The sequence below is a fragment of the Pseudonocardia sp. NPDC046786 genome (genome assembly GCF_040645415.1).
Taxonomy (GTDB): Bacteria; Actinomycetota; Actinomycetes; order Mycobacteriales; family Pseudonocardiaceae; genus Pseudonocardia; species Pseudonocardia kongjuensis.
Window position 1 is genome coordinate 64,094 of record NZ_JBEYYF010000001.1, and the last position, 20,937, is coordinate 85,030.

The window sequence follows — 20,937 nt, forward strand, 5'->3', positions numbered from 1 at the left end:
GGCGGGGTATGGGCGGGACAGCACGATTCCGGCTACAGTTGTGTGAGCTCGGACGTGGTCCGGGCGGGTTCAGCTCGACCCCCCGGGGCTGAACCGACAGACGGCCCCCGCCAATCCCCCCTGGCGGGGGCCGTCCTCTGAGCGGACCAGGGTGGTAGCCGATCGCGGCTCCCCGGGCCACCCGCCATCCACAGGACGGCCGGTTCTCCCCAGGTTGTCCACAGGCGGACACATCGCCGGTCCGGCGGCGCCGCGGCACCGCACGCTCGTACCGGGGCCCGCACCGGCGGGCCGGTGGGAGGTGCGGCGGGGATGGACCGGCGCTGTCTGGTCGTGGCCGACGACCCGGATCTGCTCGACGCGTTGCTGCGCATCGCCGCGGCGGCCGACATGGAGGCGCAGCGCGCGATCGACGCCGCCGACGCCCGGCGGGCCTGGGCGCGGGCTCCGGCCGTGCTGCTCGACCGGGCCGGCGCGGTGCGCTGCCGGGAGGCCGGGTTCGGGCGCCGCGGCTCCGTCGTGATCGTGGTGACCGGCGAACCGGCCGCCGAGGACTGGCGGGCCGCCGTCGCGCTCGGCGCGGACCGGGTGGTCCAGCTGCCCGCCGGGGAGGCGGCGCTGGCCGGGATGCTCGCCGACGTCCGCGACCGCGCCGGCGGGGCGCCCGGCCGGGTGCTCGCGGTGGTCGGCGGCTGTGGCGGAGCGGGCGCCTCGGTGCTCGCCACCGCCGTGGCGGTCGGGGCCGCCCGCGCCGGGAGCGCCGCGCTGCTGGTCGACTGCGATCCGCTCGGTGGCGGGCTGGACCTGCTGGCCGGCATCGAGGAGGAGGCCGGACTGCGCTGGCCCGGGCTCACCGTCGGCGACGGCCGGGTGCAGGCCGCATCGCTGCGCGGCGCGCTGCCCCGGGTGGTGTCCGGCCGGGCGGAGCTGTCCGTGTTGTCCTGTGCCCGCTCCCCGCACGGCCCGGAGCCCGCCGCGGTCGGCGCCGTGCTCGACGCCGGGCGCCGGGCGGGCGGGACGGTCGTCTGCGACGTCCCCCGCTACCCGACCGACGCGGCACTCACCGCGGTCGCCGCCGCCGACCTCACGGTGCTGCTGGTGCCGGCGACGCTGCGGGCCGGCGCCGCCGCGTGCCGGGTGGCCGACGTGCTGGCCGAGCACGCGCAGGTGGTCGAGCTCGTCGTGCGCGGGCCGTCGCCGGGTGGCATCACCCCCGGCGAGGTCGCGTCCTGCCTCGGCCTGCCGCTGCTGCACGCGATGCGCCCGGCGCGCGGCCTGGCGGGCGCGCTGGAGCGCGGCCGCGTCCCCGGCGCGGGCCGCAGTGCGCTGTCGGTCGCCGCCCGCGTACTGCGGGACCGGCTCGGCGCGCTCGACGTCGCGCACCGGGCGGCGTCGTGAACCCGCTGGTCGACCGGGTCCGGGCCCGGCTGGCCGACGCCGGCGGCGAGACCGGCCCGGCCGCGGTCGCCGCGGCGGTGCGGGCCGAGTCCGGCGGCGTCGCGTCCGACATGGACGTGCTGGCCGCGCTGCGGTCGCTGCGCCAGGAGTTCACCGGGGCCGGTCCGCTCGATCCGCTGCTGCGCGACCCGGCCATCACCGACGTGCTGGTCACCGCGCCGGACGCGGTGTGGGTGGACCGGGGCGACGGGCCGCGCCGGGTCGCCGTCACCTTCCCGGACGAGGCCGCCGTGCGCCGCCTCGCGCAGCGGCTCGCGCTGGCCGCCGGGCGCAGGCTCGACGACGCCAGCCCCTGCGTCGACGGCCGGCTCGCCGACAGCGGGGTCCGGCTGCACGCGGTCCTCCCGCCGGTGGCCGCGGCCGGGACGGCGATCTCGCTCCGGGTGCTGCGCCCGGCGAGCCACGACCTGGCCGCGCTGCGCCGCAGCGGGACGTTCGACGCAACCGGCGAGGCCCTGCTGCGGGCGGTCGTCGCCGCCCGGCTCGCCGTCCTGGTCGGCGGCGGTACGGGCAGCGGGAAGACGACCCTGCTCAATGCGTTGCTCGGCGCGGTCGACCCGGGCGAGCGGATGATCACGGTGGAGGACGCCGAGGAGCTCCGGCCCCGGCACCCGCACGTGGTGCGGCTCGTCGCGCGCCCGCCGAACATCGAGGGCTCCGGTGGGGTGCCGCTGCGCGAGCTCGTCCGGCAGGCGCTGCGGATGCGGCCGGACCGGCTGGTGGTGGGCGAGGTCAGGGGCGCCGAGGTCGCCGACCTGCTCGGGGCGATGAACACGGGTCACGACGGGGGCGCCTGCACCGTGCACGCGAACTCGGTGCGCGAGATCCCGGCCCGGATGCGGGCGCTCGCCGGGCTCGGCGGGATGCCGCCCGCGGCGCTCGACGGCCAGCTCACGGCGGCGGTCCAGGTGGTGCTGCACATGCGCAGGCGCCCGGGCGCGGGCCGGGAGCTGCACGAGATCGGGGTGCTGCACGACGACGGCGGCCCGCAGGTCGCCGCCGCGTGGACCCGGTCCGGTGGGCCGGGCCCGGGTGCGGAGCGGTTGCGCGCCCTGATCCGTGAGCGCGGGGGGTGGGTGCCGTGCTGAGTGCGCTGAGTGCGCTGAGTGCGCTGAGTGCGCTGAGTGCGCTGAGTGCGCTGAGTGCGCTGAGTGCGCTGAGTGCGCTGCCCTCCCCCGCCCGGGCCGTCCCGGTCCTGCTGTTGCTCGCCTGCGCCGTGACCGGGCTGCCCGGGTGCGGGGCCGGGCGGCGGTTGCGCGGGCTGGGCCGCGGCCGGGCCCGGCAGGCCCGCCGGCCGGTGCCCGCGGCCGCGGCCGGGTACCTGCTCGCCGGGCTCGGCGGGCTGGTGCTGCTCGGCCCGGCCGGATCGGCCTGCGCGGTGGGTGCCGCCTGGTTCACCCGGCGGCGGCGCGCGGCCCGGCGCCGGGCGGAGCGGGCCGTCGCGGCGGCCGGCGAGCTGGCCGACGCGCTCGCCCGGATCGCCGACGAGATCCGGACCGGTGCGCATCCGGCGGCGGCGCTCGCCGGGTGCTCGCAGGACGGGCCGCTCGCCCGCGGGGTGCTGGAGCCGGCCGCGGCCGCCGCCCGGATCGGCGAGCCGGTCCCGGGCGCGCTGCGCCGGGCGGCGACCGGTCCGGCGGGCCGCGACATCGCACGGATGGCGGCGGCCTGGGAGCTCGCCGACCGGCACGGCGCACCGCTCGCCGGGCTGCTCACCCAGCTCCTCGACGACCTCCGGTGGCGGATCGCGCACGGTGTGCGGGTGCGGGCGCAGCTGGCCGGGCCACGGGCCACCGCCACCGTGCTGACCGCGCTGCCGCTCGCCGGGGCGGGCCTCGGGCAGCTGATGGGGATCGCCCCGCTGACCGTGCTCCGCACCGGATGGCACGGGCCGGGCCTGCTGGTGCTCGGAGTCCTGCTGACGATCTGCGGTGCCGCGTGGTCGGACCGGATCCTGCGCGCGGCGGTGCCGTCGTGATCGCGGCGGCGCTCGGCCTGGCCGCGGCGGCGCTGGTGGCGGGCGGGGTGCGCCCGGCGGCCGGGCGGCTGCGCGCCGTCCGCGGCCCGGGGCCGCCCCGGCTCCCGGCGGCCCGCCCGGTGGTGCTCGCCGTTCCGGTGCCCGCGGGCGCCGCGCTGGGCTGGGCCGTCGGCGGCGTCACCGGGGTGGTGGCCGGGGTCGCGGCGGGCGCCGCGCTGCTCGTCGTCCTGCGGCGGGCACCGGCCCCCGCGGCCGACGGGTCCGCCGCGGCGGACCCGGCCGCCCTGGCTGCCGCCTGGGACCTGCTCGCCACCTGTCTGTCCGCCGGCCTGACCGTCCCGGACGCGGTGGGCGCCGCGGCCCACCGGCTCGCCGGTCCGGCCGGTTCGGCGCTGCGCCGGGTCGCCGGGCTGCTCGCCCTGGGCGGCACCGCGGACGACGCGTGGGCGGCCGCCGCGGGCTGCCCCGAGCTCGCCGGGTTCGCCCGCGCCGCGGCCCGATCGGCGCGCACCGGGGCCGCACTCGGCAGGGCCGCGTCCGCCGAGGCCGTCCGGTTGCGGGCGGCGCTGACCGACCTGGCCGAGGAGCGTGCGCAGCGCGCCGCGGTCCGGATCACCGCCCCGCTGGGGCTCTGCTTTCTGCCCGCCTTCCTGGTCCTCGGCATCGTGCCGGTCGTGATCGGGTTGGCCGGGGAGGTGATCGCCCGGTGGTGACCCATCGGGCGGCGACCGGGCCCGCACGTCGCGGGTCCCCGACGAGGGAGAGACCGATGACCCGTTCCGAACTGCGCGGCCGGCTGGCCGCGCTGGCCCACGACGACGACGGCATGAGCACCGTCGAGTACGCGGTCGGCACCGTCGCCGCGGCCGCGTTCGCCGCGCTGCTCTACGCGGTCGTCAGCGGCGGAGACGTGCTGACCGCGCTGACCGGGATCGTGCAACGTGCGCTGTCGACGACGTTCTGACCCGCACGGCGACGCCGGCGCGGTCACCGTGGAGGCGGCGCTGGCGCTCGCCGCGCTGGTGCTGGTGACGGCGGCCGCCGTCGCCGCGGTGGCCGCCGTCGGGGCGAGTGTGCGCTGCGCCGACGCGGCCCGCGAGCTGGTCCGCCAGGCCGCACGGGGCGACGTCGAACGCGGCCGGGCCGCCGTCGCGGCGCTCGCGCCGTCCGGCGCGGAGTCCGAGCTGCGGATCGGCGGCGACACCGTGGTGGCGAGCGTGCGGGCCCGGCCGGTGCGGCTGCTGCCGGTCACCGTCGGTGCCTCCGCGGTCGCGGTGCTGGAGCCGGGGGCGTCCGGCGCGGGCGGTCCGGGCGGGGCCGCCGGCGATGGGCCGTCCGGTGCGGGGTTCCCGTCCGGCGCCCGCCCCACCGGGCCGGTGGGCACGCGATGACGGGCCGCGCCGGGCGGTCCGGCCGCACCGTGGCCGCCCGGCTGGGCCGGCTCCGGCGCGACGACCGCGGGATCGCATCGGTCTGGGCGGCGACGGCCGCTGCGGCCCTGCTGCTGACCGCGACGGTCTGCGTCGACGTCGGCGCGGCGATCCGGGCCCGCCAGGTCGCGGCGGCCGCGGCCGATCTCGCCGCGCTGGCCGCCGCCGGCCGATCCGTCGACGGCACCGAGGGCGCCTGCCGGGTGGCCGCCGACATCGCCGTCCGCAACGGCGCCGAGCTCACCGGATGCCGCCTCGACGGCTGGGACGTGCTGGTCGGGACCCGGGTGCAGCGGGCCGGGCTGCTGCCGGTGCACGGCCCGGCGACCGCGCGGGCACGAGCCGGCCCGGCACCGTTCGACGATCGCCCGGGGACCGGAGGTCCCGGTGACCGCCCCGCCGCGGGTGACCGGGGTCTCGGTGAACGGTTGGCGGATCCGGATGAACGGACGGGTAACAGTGGAGCACGACCCAATCACGTCCGGTTACGACGAACGCCTGCCTCCGGGGGCGTTTCGTCGTCGCGCTCTGACCGATCACCGACGTCGCGCAGCCCGGGTCTGGTCACGGATCCCGCACTGCGGCCTACTGGGGGTCGTCGCGGGGCAGGGCAGGGTCCGGTCCGCCCCCGGCACAGCGGCCTCGCTCCCCAGACCGCGACGGAGCCGGAGCGCGCCATGCGCCCCCGCCGGCACCGTCGCTGGTGGTCGCCACCGGCCCGCTCACGCCCCCGACGGGCGGGCCGGTGGCGCCCCGACGTGCGCGGATCAGCCACCGCCGCGCTCGGTGGCAGCCGCCACACCCGGGGCATCCCCCGCGCCGCCGTCCGCGAGCGCCGCAAGCACCAGGTCCAGCACCTGCACCGCCCCGGCCTTGTCGAGCGGGTTGTTGCCGTTGCCGCACTTCGGCGACTGGACGCAGGACGGGCACCCGGTGCGGCACTCGCAGTCGGCGACCGCCGAGCGGGTCGCGGCCAGCCACCGGTCCAGCACCGCGTGCCCGCGCTCGGCCAGCCCCGCCCCTCCCGGATGGCCGTCGTGCACGAACACCGTGGGCAGCCCGGTGTCCGGGTGCAGGGCCGTGGAGAGGCCCCCGATGTCCCAGCGGTCGCAGATCGCGAACAGCGGCAGCAGCCCGATCGCGGCGTGCTCGGCGGCGTGCAGCGCACCCGGCAGCCGGGCGTCGTCGATCCCGGCCGCCGCCAGCGCGTCCGGGTCGACGGTGTACCAGACCGAGCGGGTGTCCAGGCTCTGCGGCGGCAGGTCGAGCGGGGTCCGGTCGAGCACCGTGCCGTCCGCGGTGCGCCGCCGGTAGGCGACCACCTGGCTGGTCACCGTCGTCTCGCCGAAGCAGACCTGCACCGGGCCGGACCGGCGGGCCGAGTGCGTCGCGAGCACCGTCACGTCGGACACCGACTGCGGCTCGGTCCGCCAGTCCGGGTCCTCCGGGTGCACGAGCGCGACACCGCCGTCGAGATCCAGCTCGTCGACGACGAAGCTGTCCCCCCGGTGCAGGTACACCGCACCCGGGTAGACGGTGGCGGGCGCGGAGCTGCCGTCCACCGTGCCGAGCATCCGCCCGGTCGCCGCCTCGACCACGGCGACCTGGCCGAGCCCCGATCCGCGGATGTCCACCTGGGCGGACGGCGCGGCACCGGTGTCCGGCCAGAACCAGCCGTGCGGGCGGCGGCGCAGCACGCCCTCCTCGACCAGCGCGTCCAGCACCTCGACCGCGGGCGCCCCGCCGAAGGTCTCGTCCACGTCGGCGGTGGTCAGCGGCATCTCGGCGGCGGCGCAGGCCAGCTGCGGGGCCAGCACATAGGGGTTCACCGGGTTGAGCACGCAGCTCTCCACCGGCGCGCCGAGCAGCGTCCGCGGATGGTGCACCAGGTAGGTGTCCAGCGGGTCGTCCCGGGCGACCAGCACGACCAGCGCCTCGTCGGCGGCCCGCCCGGCCCGGCCGGCCTGCTGCCAGAACGACGAGCGGGTACCCGGGAACCCGGCGAGCACGACCGCGTCCAGCCCGGAGATGTCGACGCCGAGCTCGAGGGCGTTGGTGGTGGCGACCCCGAGCAGCTCGCCGGACATCAGCGCGGCCTCCAGCGCCCGCCGTTCCTCCGGCAGGTAGCCGCCGCGGTAGGCGGCGATCCGGTCGGCCAGCTCGGGGGCGATCTCGGCGACCTGGCGCCGGGCCCCCAGCGCGGTCAGCTCGGCCGACCGGCGGGACCGCACGAACGCCAGCGTCCGCGCTTCCTCCAGCACCAGGTCTCCGAGCATCCGGGCGGCCTCGGCGCCGGCCGGCCTGCGGACCGGGGCCCCGTTGTCCCCGGTGATCTCGGGCAGCAGCGGCGGCTCCCAGAAGGCGACGGTCCGGCCGGCGTGCGGGGAGCCGTCGTCGGTGACGGCGACGACGTCGCGGCCGGTGAGCCGGGACCCGAACTCGGCGGGTCCGGCGACGGTCGCCGAGGCGAGCACGATCGTCGGCCGGGCACCGTAGCGGGCGGCGAGCCGCAGCAGCCTGCGCAGGAGCAGCGCCACGTGCGAGCCGAACACCCCCCGGTAGGTGTGGCACTCGTCGACCACCACGTAGCGCAGCCGGCGCAGGAAGTTCGACCACCGGCCGTGCCGGGGCAGCAGCGAGCGGTGCAGCATGTCCGGGTTGGAGAACATCCAGCGGCAGTGCCGGCGGATCCAGTCGCGCTCCTCCATCGGGGTGTCGCCGTCGAACGACGCGGGCCGCACGCCGTCCGGGGCGAGACCGTCCAGCGACCGCAGCTGGTCGGCCGCCAGCGCCTTCGTCGGCGCCAGGTAGAGCGCGGTCGCCCGCGGGTCCTCGGCCAGCCTGGCCAGCACCGGGAGCTGGTAGACCAGCGACTTGCCGGACGCCGTGCCGGTCGCGACGACCACGTCGGTGCCGGACCGCACCAGTTCCGCGCCCGCCGCCTGGTGCATCCACGGGCGGTCCACGCCGCGTCGCGCCCACGCCCGGCGCAGGTGCTCCGGGGTCCAGTCCGGCCAGTCGGCGGTGCGCCCCGGCCGGGCGGGCGTGCGCAGCACGTGCCGGAGCGGGTCGTCGTGGCCGGCCCCATCCGGGACGGGCGGTTCGTCCGGTCCGGCGATCGCCTGCTCGGCGCGCCCCGGGTCGGCTCCGGACCCGCTGAGCACCCGGCGCAGCAGCTCGACCCCGCGCCGGGACCCGTCCGCACGATTCCCGGTCGCCTCCACGACCGGCCAGGTTGGCACATCCGTTCGAACGACGTCAGTCCGGCACCCCCACCCCGCACCGGGCCCCGGCCCGCGGTCCGGCCACCCGGCGGATCCCGTTGCACCGCTTGCGATCTGCGAGTTCCCGGATTGCACCACGACTCATGTGGGATTGATCACTTCCAGCAGATCGTTACTTCTTGTGATCCCTCTCCCACTGAGCGATCGGACACACTCCTACACTGCACCAACCCGGCCTGCGGCGAACGCCGCCCGGGCCCAGTCGACGCCAGTGACGCCGTCGTCGGCCGGACCGGCGCGGTCATCCGCGCGCCGGACCGCCGTCGCGGCCGACCTGGTCGGATCTTGCTGAACCAGGAGGACGGATGTCCGAGTCCACCCTCGCCCAGGGCCTCGAGCTCGGTGCGGGAGACCTCACCGTCGTCGGTGTGGTCGCGGTGGTCGCCCTCGTCGCCCTGGCCGTCGGCGGTCTGCTGCTCAAGGAGGTCCTCGCCCACGGCGAGGGCACCCCGAGGATGCAGGAGATCGGCCGAGCGGTCCAGGAAGGCGCCACGGCGTACCTCAACCGCCAGTTCCGCACCCTTGCGGTGTTCGCCGCGATCGTGTTCGTGCTGCTCTTCGCGCTCCCCGCCGAGGACCTCGGTGAACGCATCGGCCGATCGATCTTCTTCGTGGTCGGCGCGGTCTTCTCCGCGATCATCGGCTATCTGGGCATGTGGCTGGCCACGCGCGCCAATATCCGGGTCGCGGCCGCGGCCCGTGAGGAGAACGGCCGCGAGAAGGCGACCCGCATCGCGTTCCGCACCGGCGGCGTCGTCGGCATGTTCACGGTCGGCCTCGGCCTGTTCGGTGCCGCGATCGTCGTCATGGTCTACGCCGGCCAGGCACCGCGGGTGCTGGAGGGCTTCGGCTTCGGCGCCGCCCTGCTGGCGATGTTCATGCGGGTCGGTGGCGGCATCTTCACCAAGGCCGCCGACGTCGGTGCCGACCTCGTCGGCAAAGTCGAGCAGGGCATCCCGGAGGACGACCCGCGCAACGCCGCGACGATCGCCGACAACGTGGGCGACAACGTCGGCGACTGCGCCGGCATGGCCGCCGACCTGTTCGAGTCCTACGCGGTGACGCTGGTCGCCGCGCTGATCCTGGGCACCGCCGCGTTCGGCCTGCAGGGCCTGCTGTTCCCGCTGATCGTCCCGGCGATCGGGGTGATCACCGCGATCCTGGGCGTCTACCTGACGAAGGCCCGCGAGGGCGAGAACACGCTGCGCGCGATCAACCGCGCCTTCTACCTCTCGGCCGTGTTCGCCGGTGCGCTGTCGATCATCGCGGCGTACGTCTACCTGCCCTCGACCTTCGACGGCCTCACGAACCCGACCGACAGCGACGTCGCCGGCCTGGTCGGCGACCCGCGCCTGATCGCCTCGGTCGCGGTCCTGATCGGCATCGTGCTCGCCGTCGTGATCCTCAAGCTGACCGGGTACTACACCGGCACCGAGGACCGTCCGGTCAAGGACGTCGGCGAGTCCTCGCTGACCGGCCCGGCGACCGTGATCCTGTCCGGGATCTCGATCGGCTTCGAGTCCGCCGTCTACACCGCGCTCGTCATCGGCGCCGCCGTCTACGGCGCGTTCCTGCTGTCCGGTTCGATCGTGGTCTCGCTGTTCGCGGTCGCGCTGGCCGGCACCGGGCTGCTGACCACCGTCGGCGTCATCGTCGCGATGGACACCTTCGGCCCGGTCTCGGACAACGCGCAGGGCATCGCCGAGATGTCCGGCGACGTGGAGGGCGAGGGCGTCGAGATCCTCACCGAGCTCGACGCCGTCGGGAACACCACCAAGGCGATCACCAAGGGCATCGCGATCGCCACCGCGGTCCTCGCCGCGACGGCGCTGTTCGGCTCCTACCGGGACGCCATCAACCAGGCGCTCGACCAGGCCGGGGTCGCCCTGGAGGACGCCGGCACCGCGTTCGCCTACGAGGTGTTCAGCCCGAACACGCTGGTCGGCGTGATGATCGGCGCCGCGGTCGTGTTCATGTTCTCCGGCCTGGCGGTCAACGCCGTGACCCGCGCCGCCGGCGCGGTCGTCTACGAGGTGCGCCGCCAGTTCAAGACCCGGCCCGGGATCATGGACGGCACCGAGCGCCCGGAGTACGGCCGCGTGGTGGACATCTGCACCCGGGACTCGCTGCGCGAGCTGGCCACCCCCGGCCTGCTGGCGATCCTCGCGCCGATCGCGGTCGGCTTCGGCCTCGGCGTCGGCCCGCTGGCCGGCTACCTGGCCGGTGCGATCGCCTCCGGCGTGCTGATGGCGATCTTCCTGGCGAACTCGGGCGGGGCCTGGGACAACGCCAAGAAGCTCGTCGAGGACGGCAACCACGGCGGCAAGGGCTCCCCGGCGCACGAGGCGACGGTCATCGGCGACACCGTCGGCGACCCGTTCAAGGACACCGCGGGCCCGGCCATCAACCCGCTGATCAAGGTGATGAACCTGGTCGCGGTGCTGATCGCCCCGGCGGTCGTCGTGCTGTCGACGCCGGACGCCAACCCGGCGATCCGGATCGTCATCGCGCTGGCCGCGGTGGCGATCATCGCAGCGGCGATCGTGGTGTCCAAGCGCCGCACCTCGGCGATCACCGACACCCCGGCCGAGAGCTCGGTCGGATAGCGACAGCCTCCCGTAGGACCACGCCGGCCGCTCGTCCCATCGGGGCGGGCGGCCGGCGTGTGTCGTCACCGCACGGAGCTAGTCTCGCTCCGGATTCGGCGGATCCGGACGATCCGGGGTGGAGGAACCATGCGTGCAGGCCCGGTCTCGGGTGCCGTGCTGGCCGTCGCCCTGCTCGCCGGCTGCGGCTCCGCCGGGCCCGGCCCGCAGGAGTGGACCGACCGGATGTGCGCGGCCGTGCTGCCGTTCATGCAGACCGCCGTCGAGGGGCCGACGGCGGGCGAGCCGCAGCAGGCCGTCGGCGACTACCTGGGCCGGACCACCGAGGCCCTCGACCGCACCCTGGGCGACCTGGACCGGCTCGGCCCCGCCCCGGTCGACGGCGGCGACACGCTCGCCGCGAACCTGCAGGGCGGGCTCGGCGAGGTGCGCTCGGCGTTCTCCGGCGCGAAGGCCAGGGTGGACGCACTGGAACCGGCCGATCCGGACGCCGTCGAACGGGACCTGCCCGGCGCGCTGGAGCCGCTGGCCCGGCTCGGCAGCACCACCGGCCCGCTGGACCAGGTGACCGGCAACCCGGAGATCGCGGTGACGTTCCGTGCCTCCGCGGCCTGCGGCGAGCTCACCCGGTTGTCCGACGCCGCCCGCGCCGCTGCGCCGGACGGCCCGGCAGCTATTGACCCGAACGGGTCAAGTGCGGAGGGCGGCGGCGGCTGATCCGGCACCGCGTCCTACCGTCGTCACCCGACCGTCATCTCCGGGCCCGCTCCCCCGCGGGCCCTCGACCCTGGAGCCCGACGATGGCCACCCCCCGCCCGGCACGAGCCGCCCGGGTCCTGCTCCCCGCCCTGGTCGCCGCCGCCCTGCTCGGCGGATGCAGCACCACCGTCACCGGCACGGCGGCACCGGACCCCGCGCCGCGGCCCACCGAGGGCGTCGGCGCCGATCCGGTCGCCTGGGGCGACCAGGTGTGCGGGGCGCTGCTGTCCTACTACCAGCCGCTGAGCGCCCGGCCCGACTACGCGGGCGCCGACCTGCCCGGCATCAAGGACCGGCTGTCCGGCTACCTGGGCAACGTCCGGACCGGCATCGACACCGGGAAGCAGCAGCTGGCCGACGCCGGCGCGTCCCCGGTCAGCGGCGGCGACCAGTTCCGCACCTCGATCGAGGACCTGCTGAACCGGACCGGCACCACGATCGACGAGGCGCGGGCCGACGTCGACCAGGCCGACCCGAACGACGTCCCCGGCTTCCAGGGGCGGTTGCAGGCGGCCGAGGAGAAGCTGCGCACGATCGGCGCGGCCGAGGGCCTCGACCAGCTGGGGGCCACGCCACGGCTGGACAAGGCCATCGCCGAGGCACCGCGGTGCGGCGAGCTGGACGCGCTGACCGCCCCGAGCTGAGCCGCCCGGCGCGCCGCGCTTGGGCAGGATCGAACATGCGTTCTATGCTGCCCCGGTGCCGCAGTTGTCGCTGTTCTCCGCGGAGGCCCGGCCGGCCGGGCTGGCCGATCTGGCCGGGCTGCTCTGCGGGCCGGGCCGGATCGAGCGGTTCGGCGCCGGGGACACCGCCCGGTTCGACGTGCCGCTGCCGTTCGACGGCCGGGCCGGCGCGCTGGCCGCACTGAGCGCGGCCCGCGGGGTCACCCTGGCCCCCGGCGCGTCCGGCCTGCGCAGCGCGTTCCGCCGGGACCTGGCCCCGCTCGCGCGCCTGTGGTGCCCCGACGGGCGCAAGCAGGTCCCCGCGGGCTTCCAGCTCGACGGCGCGGCGCTGCGGCTGTGGGTGCTCGCCGCGGGCGTCGCCGACCTGCGCGGCGGACACCTGCTCCTGCTCGACGCGCAGGCGCCGTGGACGCACGGCCCGCTGATCGCGGCCGCCACCCGGGCCGGATTGCCACCGGCGCGGCTGGCCGCCGGGGAACACGGGGCACCCGGCCCGGCGTTGCGCCTGCACGGAGCCCGGCGGATGGCCCGGTTGGTCGAACTGGTGGGTCCGGCGCCGAACGTTCTGGGAGCGTCGGACTGGCCGCGACACCACGGTCGACCGGCCGCCTGACCTGCCGAACCCCGGCTGGGGATACGCTGTCGGCTCGCCCGGCCCCGGTGGTGGAACCCACGGCACGGGATGGCGACGGTGTGAGATCGTGCGATCGTCGACCGCAGAACGATGCTCAGCGCGATCACTCCGAGACGCTCCGGACATGACGGGGTGCGCGGGGGGAGCACACTGCGGAGCCGGCACGGCACAGGCGTCGCAGACAGGCGTGACGCGGCCGAGGAGATGAGGTAGGACCACGTGGCAGCCGCTACAGGCACAGAGGGCAAGACCGGTTCGACGCGCGCGGCGGGTGGAAGCACGCGCAAGCCCACGTCGACGCGGTCCGCATCCGGACGCCCGGTCCGTCGCCTGGTGATCGTCGAGTCGCCGACCAAGGCGCGGAAGATCCAGCCGTACCTGGGTGACGACTACATCGTGGAGTCCTCGGTCGGCCACATCCGGGACCTGCCGCGCGGCGCCGCCGACGTGCCCGCCAAGTTCAAGGGCGAGTCCTGGGCCCGCCTCGGGGTCGACGTCGACAACCAGTTCAGCCCGCTCTACATCGTCACGCCGGAGAAGCGGAGCACCGTCTCCGAGCTGCGCGAGGCGCTGAAGTCGGTGGACGAGCTGCTGCTCGCGACGGACCCCGACCGCGAGGGCGAGGCCATCGCCTGGCACCTGCTGGAGACGCTCAAGCCGAAGGTCCCGGTCCGCCGGATGGTGTTCCACGAGATCACCGAGTCGGCGATCCGGGCGGCAGCGGAGAACACCCGTGAGCTCGACCAGCACCTGGTCGACGCCCAGGAGACCCGCCGCATCCTGGACCGGCTCTACGGCTACGAGGTCTCCCCCGTGCTGTGGAAGAAGGTCATGCCGAAGCTGTCGGCTGGCCGCGTGCAGTCGGTGGCGACCCGGCTGATCGTGCAGCGGGAGCGCGAGCGGATCGCGTTCCGCTCCGCCGACTACTGGGACATTGCCGCGACGATGAACGCGGGCGCCGAGGCGACCCCGCGCACCTTCGGTGCCCGGCTGGTCCAGGTCGACGGCTCCCGGGTCGCGACCGGCCGTGACTTCGGGTCGGACGGCCGGCTGAAGTCCGGTTCTGACGTCGTCGTCCTCGACGAGGCGGGCGCCCGCCGGCTCGCGGAGTCGCTGCAGGGGCGCGATCTCGCCGTCGCCTCGGTGGAGTCGAAGCCCTACACCCGCAAGCCGTACGCGCCGTTCATGACCTCGACGCTGCAGCAGGAGGCGGGCCGCAAGCTGCGGTTCTCCTCGGAGCGCACGATGCGCAGCGCGCAACGGCTCTACGAGAACGGCTACATCACCTACATGCGAACGGACTCGACCACGCTGTCGAGCTCGGCGATCGAGGCGGCCCGGGCGCAGGCCCGCGAGCTCTACGGCGACGCCTACGTCGCCGACAAGCCGCGCCAGTACACCCGCAAGGTGAAGAACGCGCAGGAGGCCCACGAGGCGATCCGGCCGGCCGGCGAGTCGTTCCGCACCCCGGGCGCGATCGCCCGCGAGGTCGACGGCGACGACTTCCGGCTCTACGAGCTGATCTGGCAGCGCACGATCGCGTCCCAGATGACCGACGCCCGCGGGACCACGGTCAGCGTCCGGATCGCCGGCACCGCCGGGACCGGCGAGGACGTCGTGTTCGCCGCGTCCGGCCGGACGATCACCTTCGCCGGGTTCCTGAAGGCCTACGTCGAGACGGTCGAGGAGGGCTCCGGCGCCGCCGCCGACGACGCCGAGTCCCGACTGCCGGAGCTCACCGAGGGCCAGGCGCTGACCGCCGACGAGCTGACCCCGGACGGGCACTCCACCAACCCGCCGTCCCGCTACTCCGAGCCCGCGCTGGTGAAGGCACTGGAGGAGCTGGGCATCGGCCGCCCGTCGACCTACGCGTCGATCATCAAGACGATCCTGGACCGCGGCTACGTCTGGAAGAAGGGCTCCGCGCTCGTCCCGTCGTGGGTGGCGTTCGCCGTCGTCGGGCTGATGGAGGCGCACTTCGGCCAGCTCGTCGACTACGACTTCACCGCCGCGATGGAGGACGACCTGGACTCCATCGCGTCCGGCTCCGACTCGCGGACCGATTGGCTGTCGAAGTTCTACTTCGGCGCGCCGGACGGCGGCGAGGGCTCGATCCAGCGGGCCGGCGGGCTGAAGAAGCTGGTCGGGTCGAACCTGGAGGAGATCGACGCCCGCACGGTGAACTCGATCAAGATGTTCACCGACGCCGAGGACCGCGAGGTCGTCGTCCGGGTCGGCCGCTACGGCCCGTACCTGGAGCGGATCGTCGACGGCGAGTCGCAGCGCGCGAACCTGCCCGACGACCTGCCGCCCGACGAGCTGTCCGAGGAGGTCGCCGAGAAGCTGTTCTCGGTGCCGCAGGAGGGCCGCAAGCTGGGCACCGACCCGGTGACCGGGCACGAGATCGTGGCGAAGGAGGGCCGGTTCGGCCCGTACGTCACCGAGCTGCTGCCCGAGCCGGAGATGCCGGAGGGCGCGAAGAAGAAGCCGGCGAAGCCGAAGCCGCGCACCGGGTCGCTGTTCAAGTCGATGTCGGTGGACACGGTGACGCTGGAGGACGCGCTGAAGCTGCTGTCCCTGCCCCGCGTCGTCGGCAAGGACCCGGATTCCGGGGACGAGATCACCGCGCAGAACGGCCGGTACGGGCCGTACCTGAAGAAGGGCACGGACTCCCGCTCGCTGGGCGACGAGGAGCAGCTGTTCACGGTGACCCTGGACGAGGCGCTGAAGATCTACGCGCAGCCGAAGCAGCGGGGCCGGGCGGCCGCCGCGCCGCCGCTGCGCGAGCTCGGCGAGGACCCGTCGACCAAGAAGAAGATGGTGATCAAGGACGGCCGGTTCGGGCCGTACGTCACCGACGGCGAGACCAACGCCAGCCTCCGCAAGGGCGACTCGGTCGAGGAGATCACCGACGAGCGGGCCTCGGAGCTGCTCGCCGAGCGCCGGGCCAAGGCCCCGGCAAAGAAGAAGCCGGCCGCCCGCAAGACGGCCGCGGCGTCGAAGAGCGGCGGGACGACGGCCCGCAGCACCGCCGCGAAGAAGACCGGCACCACGTCCAGGACCCGCAAGAGCCCGACGACCTGACCCGCCGCCGCGGTGGCCCCGGGCGGGATCCGCCCGGGGCCCGGTGGGGGGTCTCAGGCCGCGGAGAGGGCCTTCTTGACGGCGGCGGCGACCCGGCCGCCCTCGGCGCGGCCCGCGGCGGCGGCGTTGGCCTTCTTCATGACCTGGCCCATCTGCCGAATGCCCGGCTGCTCGCCGGTCTCGGCCGCCACCTCCGCGACGGCGGCGCGGGCCAGCTCGGCCACCTCGTCGTCGGCCAGCTGGGTCGGCAGGTAGCGGGAGAGGACGTCGCCCTCGGCGCGCTCCCGGGCCGCCTGCTCGTCGCGCCCGGCGCCGGCGAACGCCTCCGCCGACTCGGCGCGCCGCTTGGTCTCCTTGGTGATGACGCCGCGCACCTCGTCGTCGGTCAGCTCACGTGCGGACTCCCCCGCCACCTCGGCGTTCCCGATCGCGGTCAGCGCCGACCGCAGGGTGGTGCGGACCAGCTCGTCCCTGGCCTTCATGGCAGCGGTCAGATCGGCCCGCAGCTGCTCCTTGAGAGTGCTCACGGGACGCCACGATAGTCCTGCGACGTACGCTGGCCGGTGTGAGTACCACCGGCACGATCGCCCGTCTGGCCGCCGCCACCGCCGTCACCGGGGTCGCCGGTATCGGCTACGCGGCCGGTATCGAGCTGCGGCACTGGACGCTGCGCCGGGTGGAGCTGCCGGTGCTGGATCCGGGGGCCCGCCCGCTGCGGATCCTGCACCTGTCGGACCTGCACCTGACGCCCGGCCAGCGCAGCAAGATCCGCTGGGTCGCGTCGCTGGCCGCGCTCGAACCCGACCTGGTGATCGACACCGGGGACAACCTGGCGCACCCGGACGCCGTCCCGTGTGTGCTGGCCGCGCTGGGCGGCCTGCTCGACCGCCCGGGCGCCTTCGTGTTCGGCAGCAACGACTACTACGGCCCCACCCCGAAGAACCCGGCCCGCTACCTGCGGCGCAGCGGCGGCCGCCGGATCCACGGCGCTCCGCTGCCGTGGACCGACCTGCGGGCCGCGTTCCGCGAACACGGCTGGGTGGACGCGACCCACACCCGTCAACTGCTGGAGGTGGACGGCCGGAGCGTCCGGATCGCCGGCGTCGACGACCCGCACCTCAACCGGGACCGCTACCCGCGCATCGCGGGCCACGACCCGGACGCCGACCTGCGGCTCGGCCTCACCCACTCCCCCGAGCCGCGGGTGCTCGACGGGTTCGCCGCCGACGGTTACGACCTCGTGCTCGCCGGACACACGCACGGCGGCCAGCTGCGCCTGCCCGGCTACGGCGCGCTCGTCACCAACTGCGGGATCGACCGCACCCGGGCCCGCGGCACGAGCCGCTGGGGCAGCCACACCCGGCTGCACGTGTCCGCCGGGCTGGGCACCTCGCCGTACGCACCGGTGCGTTTCGCCTGCCCGCCCGAGGCGTCGCTGCTGACCCTCGTCCCCCGCCCGACCAGCACCGATGCGCGCAGGGGAACCCCCGCACAGGCCACCGGAGGCGTCGGGTAGAGTTCTCAACGGCTCACGGGGAGACCGTGACAGCCGCTCGGGGTGTGGCGCAGCTTGGTAGCGCGCTTCGTTCGGGACGAAGAGGTCGCAGGTTCAAATCCTGTCACCCCGACCACGCAGTACACAGCAAAGGCCCTGGTCAGAGACTCGGTAGCGAGTCACGGACCAGGGCCTTCGTCGTGTGCGGGGCGTGCTGCGTGACCATCTGAGTGACTACGGCTCTGTGCGCGGGAACAGGCCGTCCATGGCGGTCGCGCCGTCGTCGATCACCGGGCGGATCTGCTTCCGGTAGATGAGTTCGGTGACCGTGCTGCCGCCGGTGTGCCCGACCAGCCGGGCGATCTGGTCGATGGTCATGCCGCTGTCCGACAGCAAGGAGACGAAGCTGTGCCGCAGCTCCCGCGGCGTCCACTCCCCCGTGTCGAGCCCGGCCGTCCTGAGCACGGTGCGGAACCCGCGCCGGACGTTCGCCGCGTCGAGCGCGGCACCGGGTCTCGGAGGCGAACACCAGGCCCTGCCACTCCCACTCGGTACCCGCCCGCGCGCGGTGCCGGGCCTGACGGTCCCGCTGTCCACGCAGCACCTCGACGCAGCGGCTCGGTAAGGCGATCGTGCGCCGTGACTTGCGGGTCTTGGTATCCCCGTCAGCCCGGACCGAGCGCCAGACCTTCATGTTCGCTGGGACCGGCGGTTCGGCGTCAGGCAGCGTTCGTGCCTGCACGTAGGTCAGCGCCTTCGACGGACGGCCGGCCCGGCCCCTCGGCGTGCTGCACAGGAGAACGACGTTGCGGCGCACCGTGTCCCGGACCTATGCCGTGTCACCGACCGGAGCAGGATCGACCGGATGTCCTGCAGCGTGCGGGTACTCAGCTCCCGGGACTTTCCGGGAGCCAGCGATCCACGTCCTCCGCCGACAGGTCGCGTAGCTTCCTCGCGCCCCGTGCCGGGATGACGTGCTGCTCGGCGAGGATTCGCCGGGTCTCGATCGTCGACGGCGAGCGCCCGGTGAGGCCGTAGTGCGTCGAAGGGTTGGTCACGAACGACCACGCGGTCGGGCCGTGTCAAGCCGACAGGATGGCAACCGAGGCATGTGGGAGAGCGGGACGGTCGGTGCGTTCCTGGGCCGTCTCCGGGCCGTCTGGACCGTCGTGGGCCGTCGAAGACCCCCCGGAAACGAGAAACGACGCTGACCGACGGGAGATGGTTCCCGCTGGTCAGCGCCGTTTCGCAGCCTGCTATCAGGCAGCCGGCTTGGTCTCCCAGAAGATTTTGTCGATCTCGCCGGTGACCGACAGGGGGAGGCCGTCGAGTCGGCTACGACCCAGCCCCGAATCGGTCAGGAATCGAGAAGCAAAGGGACCACGGCAGATCTAGCGTTGCTGACATGAACCTCGCGATTGATGCCAGCTTCCTCCCCCACGACGACCCGGACGCTTCCCTCAAGTTCTACCGTGACACCCTCGGGTTCGAGGTTCGCAACGACGGTGGCGAAGGGAGAATGCGGTGGATCACCGTAGGCCCCGTGAACCAGCCGGGTATCTCGATCGTTCTGGAGCCCCCGGCCGCCGACCCTGCAATCACCGAGGACGAGCGCCGAACCATCATGGAGATGATGGCAAAGGGCACCTACGCCCGGGTTCTCCTCTCGACTCCCGAACTTGACGCAACCTTCGAGCGGGTGGTCGCCGGCGGCGCCGAGGTTGTACAGGAGCCGACTGAGCAGCCTTACGACACGCGCGACTTCGCCGTCCGCGACCCCGCGGGCAATCTCGTCCGCGTCTACGAGCAGCGGTGAACTCGATCCTGCTGGGGCACATCAGGCCCGAGACGGCCTGAAACCCGCTGACGCGGCGTGGCAGCAGGCGGGCTCGGCCTGGGCAGGTGTGTCGAGGGCCGCCCCCGGGTCAGCGCGCGGTCGAGCGTTGCCGCCTGTGTCCATCTCACTGCCGACGGGATGCCACACGAACACCGGCAGGTTCAAATCCTGTCCCCCCGACCACGCAGTATCCAGCAAAGGCCTGGTCAGAGACTCGTACGAGAGTCTGGGACCAGGGCGCCTTCGTCGTTGACGCCGCAGCCGGCTCCCGCACGACCTCGCACCGGACCGGGGCTTTGCCCTGCGGAGTCGGCCGCCCGGCCGATCGCCGGCGGACGGCATCACGCCGTCGTCGTGCCCTCCGCTCGGACCGACGCGTCCGCCGGCCCGTTCCGCGGGCTACCCGACTCCGTGCCGGGACAGGCCGGGCTCACCGCGTACCACCGGTCCGTTCCGGCACGTCAGTACGAGAGCTGCCACTGTCGGGAGGCTCAGGAGCAAGGTCGCCGGCTCACCCGTCCCGCTGAGGAGGTCGGTCTGCACCACCAGTGCGAACGTGTAGCTGAGGGTGTTGTTCAGGGCGTGCAGGACGATGGCCGTCTCGAGCCCTCCCGTGCGCCACGTGACGAGTGCCGCGCCGACGCCGAGGGCCAGGTAGTGGATGTTCAGCCACAGGTCGGGCTGGAAGTGCACCGCAGCGAACAGGATACTCGACACCGACACGGCGACGACCAGTCCGGAGCGCGGGTCCCGTCCCCAGCTACCGGCGACGCGGAAGACCAGGCCGCGGAATCCGAACTCCTCTCCGGCGGCCTGCAGCGGCGTGAGCAGCAGCGTGACGACGAGCATCCCGACCAGGTCCGCGGTGCGCCACTGGACCGCCTCGACCGGCGTCACGAGCGTGAGCACGGCCATGCAGACGACGGAGACGGGCCCGACGAACAGGAACGCGCGTCCGAACCGGTCGAACCGGAACCGGGAGACGACCGAGACGAGCGAAATCGCACGCGCGCCGAACAGCCATCGCTGCAGGAGGATGCTCCAGGGGACGAGCAACGCGACGGACGCTGCGTTGGCCGCGTGGTAGAGGACGGTGACATCGTCACCACCCAACGTGGGGGATGTCCGGCCCATGGCGAGGTCGAGCTGGGCCGCCGACCAGGTGAGCACCGCCCCGAAGCCGAACAGGCCGACGATCACCAGGACGACGGCGGCAACACCACGCCAGACCTGTCGATGTTCGGATACCAGGGCCCGGTGGTACGGGGTGTCAGGTGTCATGGGTCTCAGCGCTTCTCCGGTCCTCGTCGCGTGTGCTCGGTCGGACCGAGTGGACACGTTGACGTGGCGTCACACTCAAGGTCCGCCCGGAGAGACGCGGTGGGCCACCGACGGAGAGGACCGGGATGGCCTGGAGCACCAGGGAGATCGCCGAGCTGGCGGGGACGACCGCCCGCAGCGTCCGGCACTACCACCAGGTGGGGCTGCTGCCCGAGCCGGAGCGGCGCAGCAACGGGTACAAGCAGTACGGCGTGACCCACCTGATCCGCCTGCTCCGGATCAAGCGGCTGGTCGACCTGGGGGTCGGCTGCAGGCGATCGCCCGGCTCGGCGACGGCGACGAGCATCCGGCGAACGCGCTGCGGGCACTCGACGCCGAGCTCGAGCAACGGATGAACCGCCTGGGCGA

The 20,937-nt window shown here is 74.6% G+C and carries 18 protein-coding genes, 1 tRNA gene and 1 pseudogene; 16 read left to right on the plus strand and 4 right to left on the minus strand.

The window, feature by feature from the left end:
- Window positions 1-312: 312 nt before the first annotated feature.
- The 7 genes and pseudogenes from ssd to ABZ881_RS00370 form a co-directional block, all read left to right on the plus strand.
- Window positions 313-1,398 carry a septum site-determining protein Ssd gene (ssd, locus tag ABZ881_RS00340; protein ID WP_358480548.1) on the plus strand — a complete coding sequence of 362 codons (1,086 nt, stop codon included), beginning with the start codon at window positions 313-315 and terminating at the stop codon, window positions 1,396-1,398.
- Window positions 1,395-2,546 carry a TadA family conjugal transfer-associated ATPase gene (locus ABZ881_RS00345; RefSeq protein ID WP_358480550.1) on the plus strand — a complete coding sequence of 384 codons (1,152 nt, stop codon included), beginning with the start codon at window positions 1,395-1,397 and terminating at the stop codon, window positions 2,544-2,546. The genes ssd and ABZ881_RS00345 overlap by 4 nt, the downstream gene beginning before the upstream one ends.
- Window positions 2,540-3,436, plus strand: a complete 897-nt coding sequence (locus ABZ881_RS00350; RefSeq protein WP_358480552.1) for a type II secretion system F family protein — start codon at window positions 2,540-2,542, stop codon at window positions 3,434-3,436. The genes ABZ881_RS00345 and ABZ881_RS00350 overlap by 7 nt, the downstream gene beginning before the upstream one ends.
- Window positions 3,433-4,149: a type II secretion system F family protein gene (locus tag ABZ881_RS00355; protein ID WP_358480554.1), complete on the plus strand. Its 717-nt coding sequence runs from the start codon at window positions 3,433-3,435 to the stop codon at window positions 4,147-4,149. Before ABZ881_RS00350 ends, ABZ881_RS00355 begins: the two co-directional genes overlap by 4 nt.
- 56 nt (window positions 4,150-4,205) lie before the next feature.
- Window positions 4,206-4,400, plus strand: coding sequence for a DUF4244 domain-containing protein (locus ABZ881_RS00360; protein WP_344023292.1), 195 nt, complete (start codon window positions 4,206-4,208; stop codon window positions 4,398-4,400).
- Window positions 4,378-4,827, plus strand: coding sequence for a TadE family type IV pilus minor pilin (locus tag ABZ881_RS00365; RefSeq protein WP_358480556.1), 450 nt, complete (start codon window positions 4,378-4,380; stop codon window positions 4,825-4,827). The genes ABZ881_RS00360 and ABZ881_RS00365 overlap by 23 nt, the downstream gene beginning before the upstream one ends.
- Window positions 4,824-5,204 (plus strand): annotated as a pseudogene (locus ABZ881_RS00370) (Rv3654c family TadE-like protein); the annotation flags it as partial. The gene ABZ881_RS00365 and the pseudogene ABZ881_RS00370, both read left to right, overlap by 4 nt.
- A 429-nt stretch (window positions 5,205-5,633) precedes the next feature.
- On the opposite strand, the gene ABZ881_RS00375 reads toward ABZ881_RS00370, so the two are convergent.
- Window positions 5,634-7,985 (minus strand): DEAD/DEAH box helicase, encoded by a 2,352-nt coding sequence (locus ABZ881_RS00375; RefSeq protein ID WP_358481082.1) that lies wholly within the window; start codon window positions 7,983-7,985, stop codon window positions 5,634-5,636.
- 470 nt (window positions 7,986-8,455) lie between these two features.
- Between ABZ881_RS00375 and ABZ881_RS00380 the strand changes: the two genes are divergently transcribed.
- The 5 genes from ABZ881_RS00380 to topA all read left to right on the plus strand — a co-directional run bounded on the left by ABZ881_RS00380 (window position 8,456) and on the right by topA (window position 15,916).
- Entirely contained in the window at window positions 8,456-10,756 is a 2,301-nt protein-coding gene (locus ABZ881_RS00380) for a sodium-translocating pyrophosphatase (RefSeq protein WP_358480558.1), read from the plus strand.
- 129 nt (window positions 10,757-10,885) lie between these two features.
- Window positions 10,886-11,473, plus strand: a complete 588-nt coding sequence (locus tag ABZ881_RS00385) for a hypothetical protein (protein WP_358480560.1) — start codon at window positions 10,886-10,888, stop codon at window positions 11,471-11,473.
- Between the two features lie 83 nt (window positions 11,474-11,556).
- A complete protein-coding gene (locus ABZ881_RS00390) occupies window positions 11,557-12,159 on the plus strand; it encodes a hypothetical protein (RefSeq protein ID WP_358480562.1) in 603 nt (200 codons plus the stop codon).
- Window positions 12,160-12,214: 55 nt separating this feature from the next.
- Window positions 12,215-12,811, plus strand: a complete 597-nt coding sequence (locus ABZ881_RS00395; RefSeq protein ID WP_358480563.1) for a hypothetical protein — start codon at window positions 12,215-12,217, stop codon at window positions 12,809-12,811.
- 354 nt (window positions 12,812-13,165) lie between these two features.
- On the plus strand, window positions 13,166-15,916 hold the full coding sequence (topA, locus tag ABZ881_RS00400; protein WP_358480565.1) for a type I DNA topoisomerase: 2,751 nt from the start codon (window positions 13,166-13,168) through the stop codon (window positions 15,914-15,916).
- 53 nt (window positions 15,917-15,969) lie between these two features.
- On the opposite strand, the gene ABZ881_RS00405 is transcribed toward topA, so the two are convergent.
- Window positions 15,970-16,443 carry a GatB/YqeY domain-containing protein gene (locus ABZ881_RS00405; RefSeq protein ID WP_358480568.1) on the minus strand — a complete coding sequence of 158 codons (474 nt, stop codon included), beginning with the start codon at window positions 16,441-16,443 and terminating at the stop codon, window positions 15,970-15,972.
- 38 nt (window positions 16,444-16,481) lie between these two features.
- On the opposite strand from ABZ881_RS00405, the gene ABZ881_RS00410 reads away from it, so the two are divergent.
- Both ABZ881_RS00410 and ABZ881_RS00415 read left to right on the plus strand, forming a co-directional pair.
- Window positions 16,482-17,432: a metallophosphoesterase gene (locus ABZ881_RS00410; RefSeq protein WP_358480570.1), complete on the plus strand. Its 951-nt coding sequence runs from the start codon at window positions 16,482-16,484 to the stop codon at window positions 17,430-17,432.
- Between the two features lie 38 nt (window positions 17,433-17,470).
- Window positions 17,471-17,547 (plus strand) — tRNA-Pro (locus tag ABZ881_RS00415).
- A 98-nt stretch (window positions 17,548-17,645) separates the two neighbouring features.
- Here ABZ881_RS00415 and ABZ881_RS00420 read toward each other — a convergent pair.
- Window positions 17,646-18,008 carry a tyrosine-type recombinase/integrase gene (locus ABZ881_RS00420; protein ID WP_358480571.1) on the minus strand — a complete coding sequence of 121 codons (363 nt, stop codon included), beginning with the start codon at window positions 18,006-18,008 and terminating at the stop codon, window positions 17,646-17,648.
- A gap of 808 nt (window positions 18,009-18,816) precedes the next feature.
- On the opposite strand from ABZ881_RS00420, the gene ABZ881_RS00425 reads away from it, so the two are divergent.
- On the plus strand, window positions 18,817-19,227 hold the full coding sequence (locus tag ABZ881_RS00425) for a VOC family protein (RefSeq protein WP_358480573.1): 411 nt from the start codon (window positions 18,817-18,819) through the stop codon (window positions 19,225-19,227).
- Between the two features lie 420 nt (window positions 19,228-19,647).
- On the opposite strand, the gene ABZ881_RS00430 is transcribed toward ABZ881_RS00425, so the two are convergent.
- A complete protein-coding gene (locus ABZ881_RS00430) occupies window positions 19,648-20,529 on the minus strand; it encodes a type II CAAX endopeptidase family protein (protein ID WP_358480574.1) in 882 nt (293 codons plus the stop codon).
- 125 nt (window positions 20,530-20,654) lie between these two features.
- Here ABZ881_RS00430 and ABZ881_RS00435 point away from each other — a divergent pair, with 125 nt between their 5' ends.
- Entirely contained in the window at window positions 20,655-20,924 is a 270-nt protein-coding gene (locus ABZ881_RS00435) for a MerR family transcriptional regulator (protein ID WP_358480576.1), read from the plus strand.
- The last annotated feature ends 13 nt before the right edge of the window (window positions 20,925-20,937 follow it).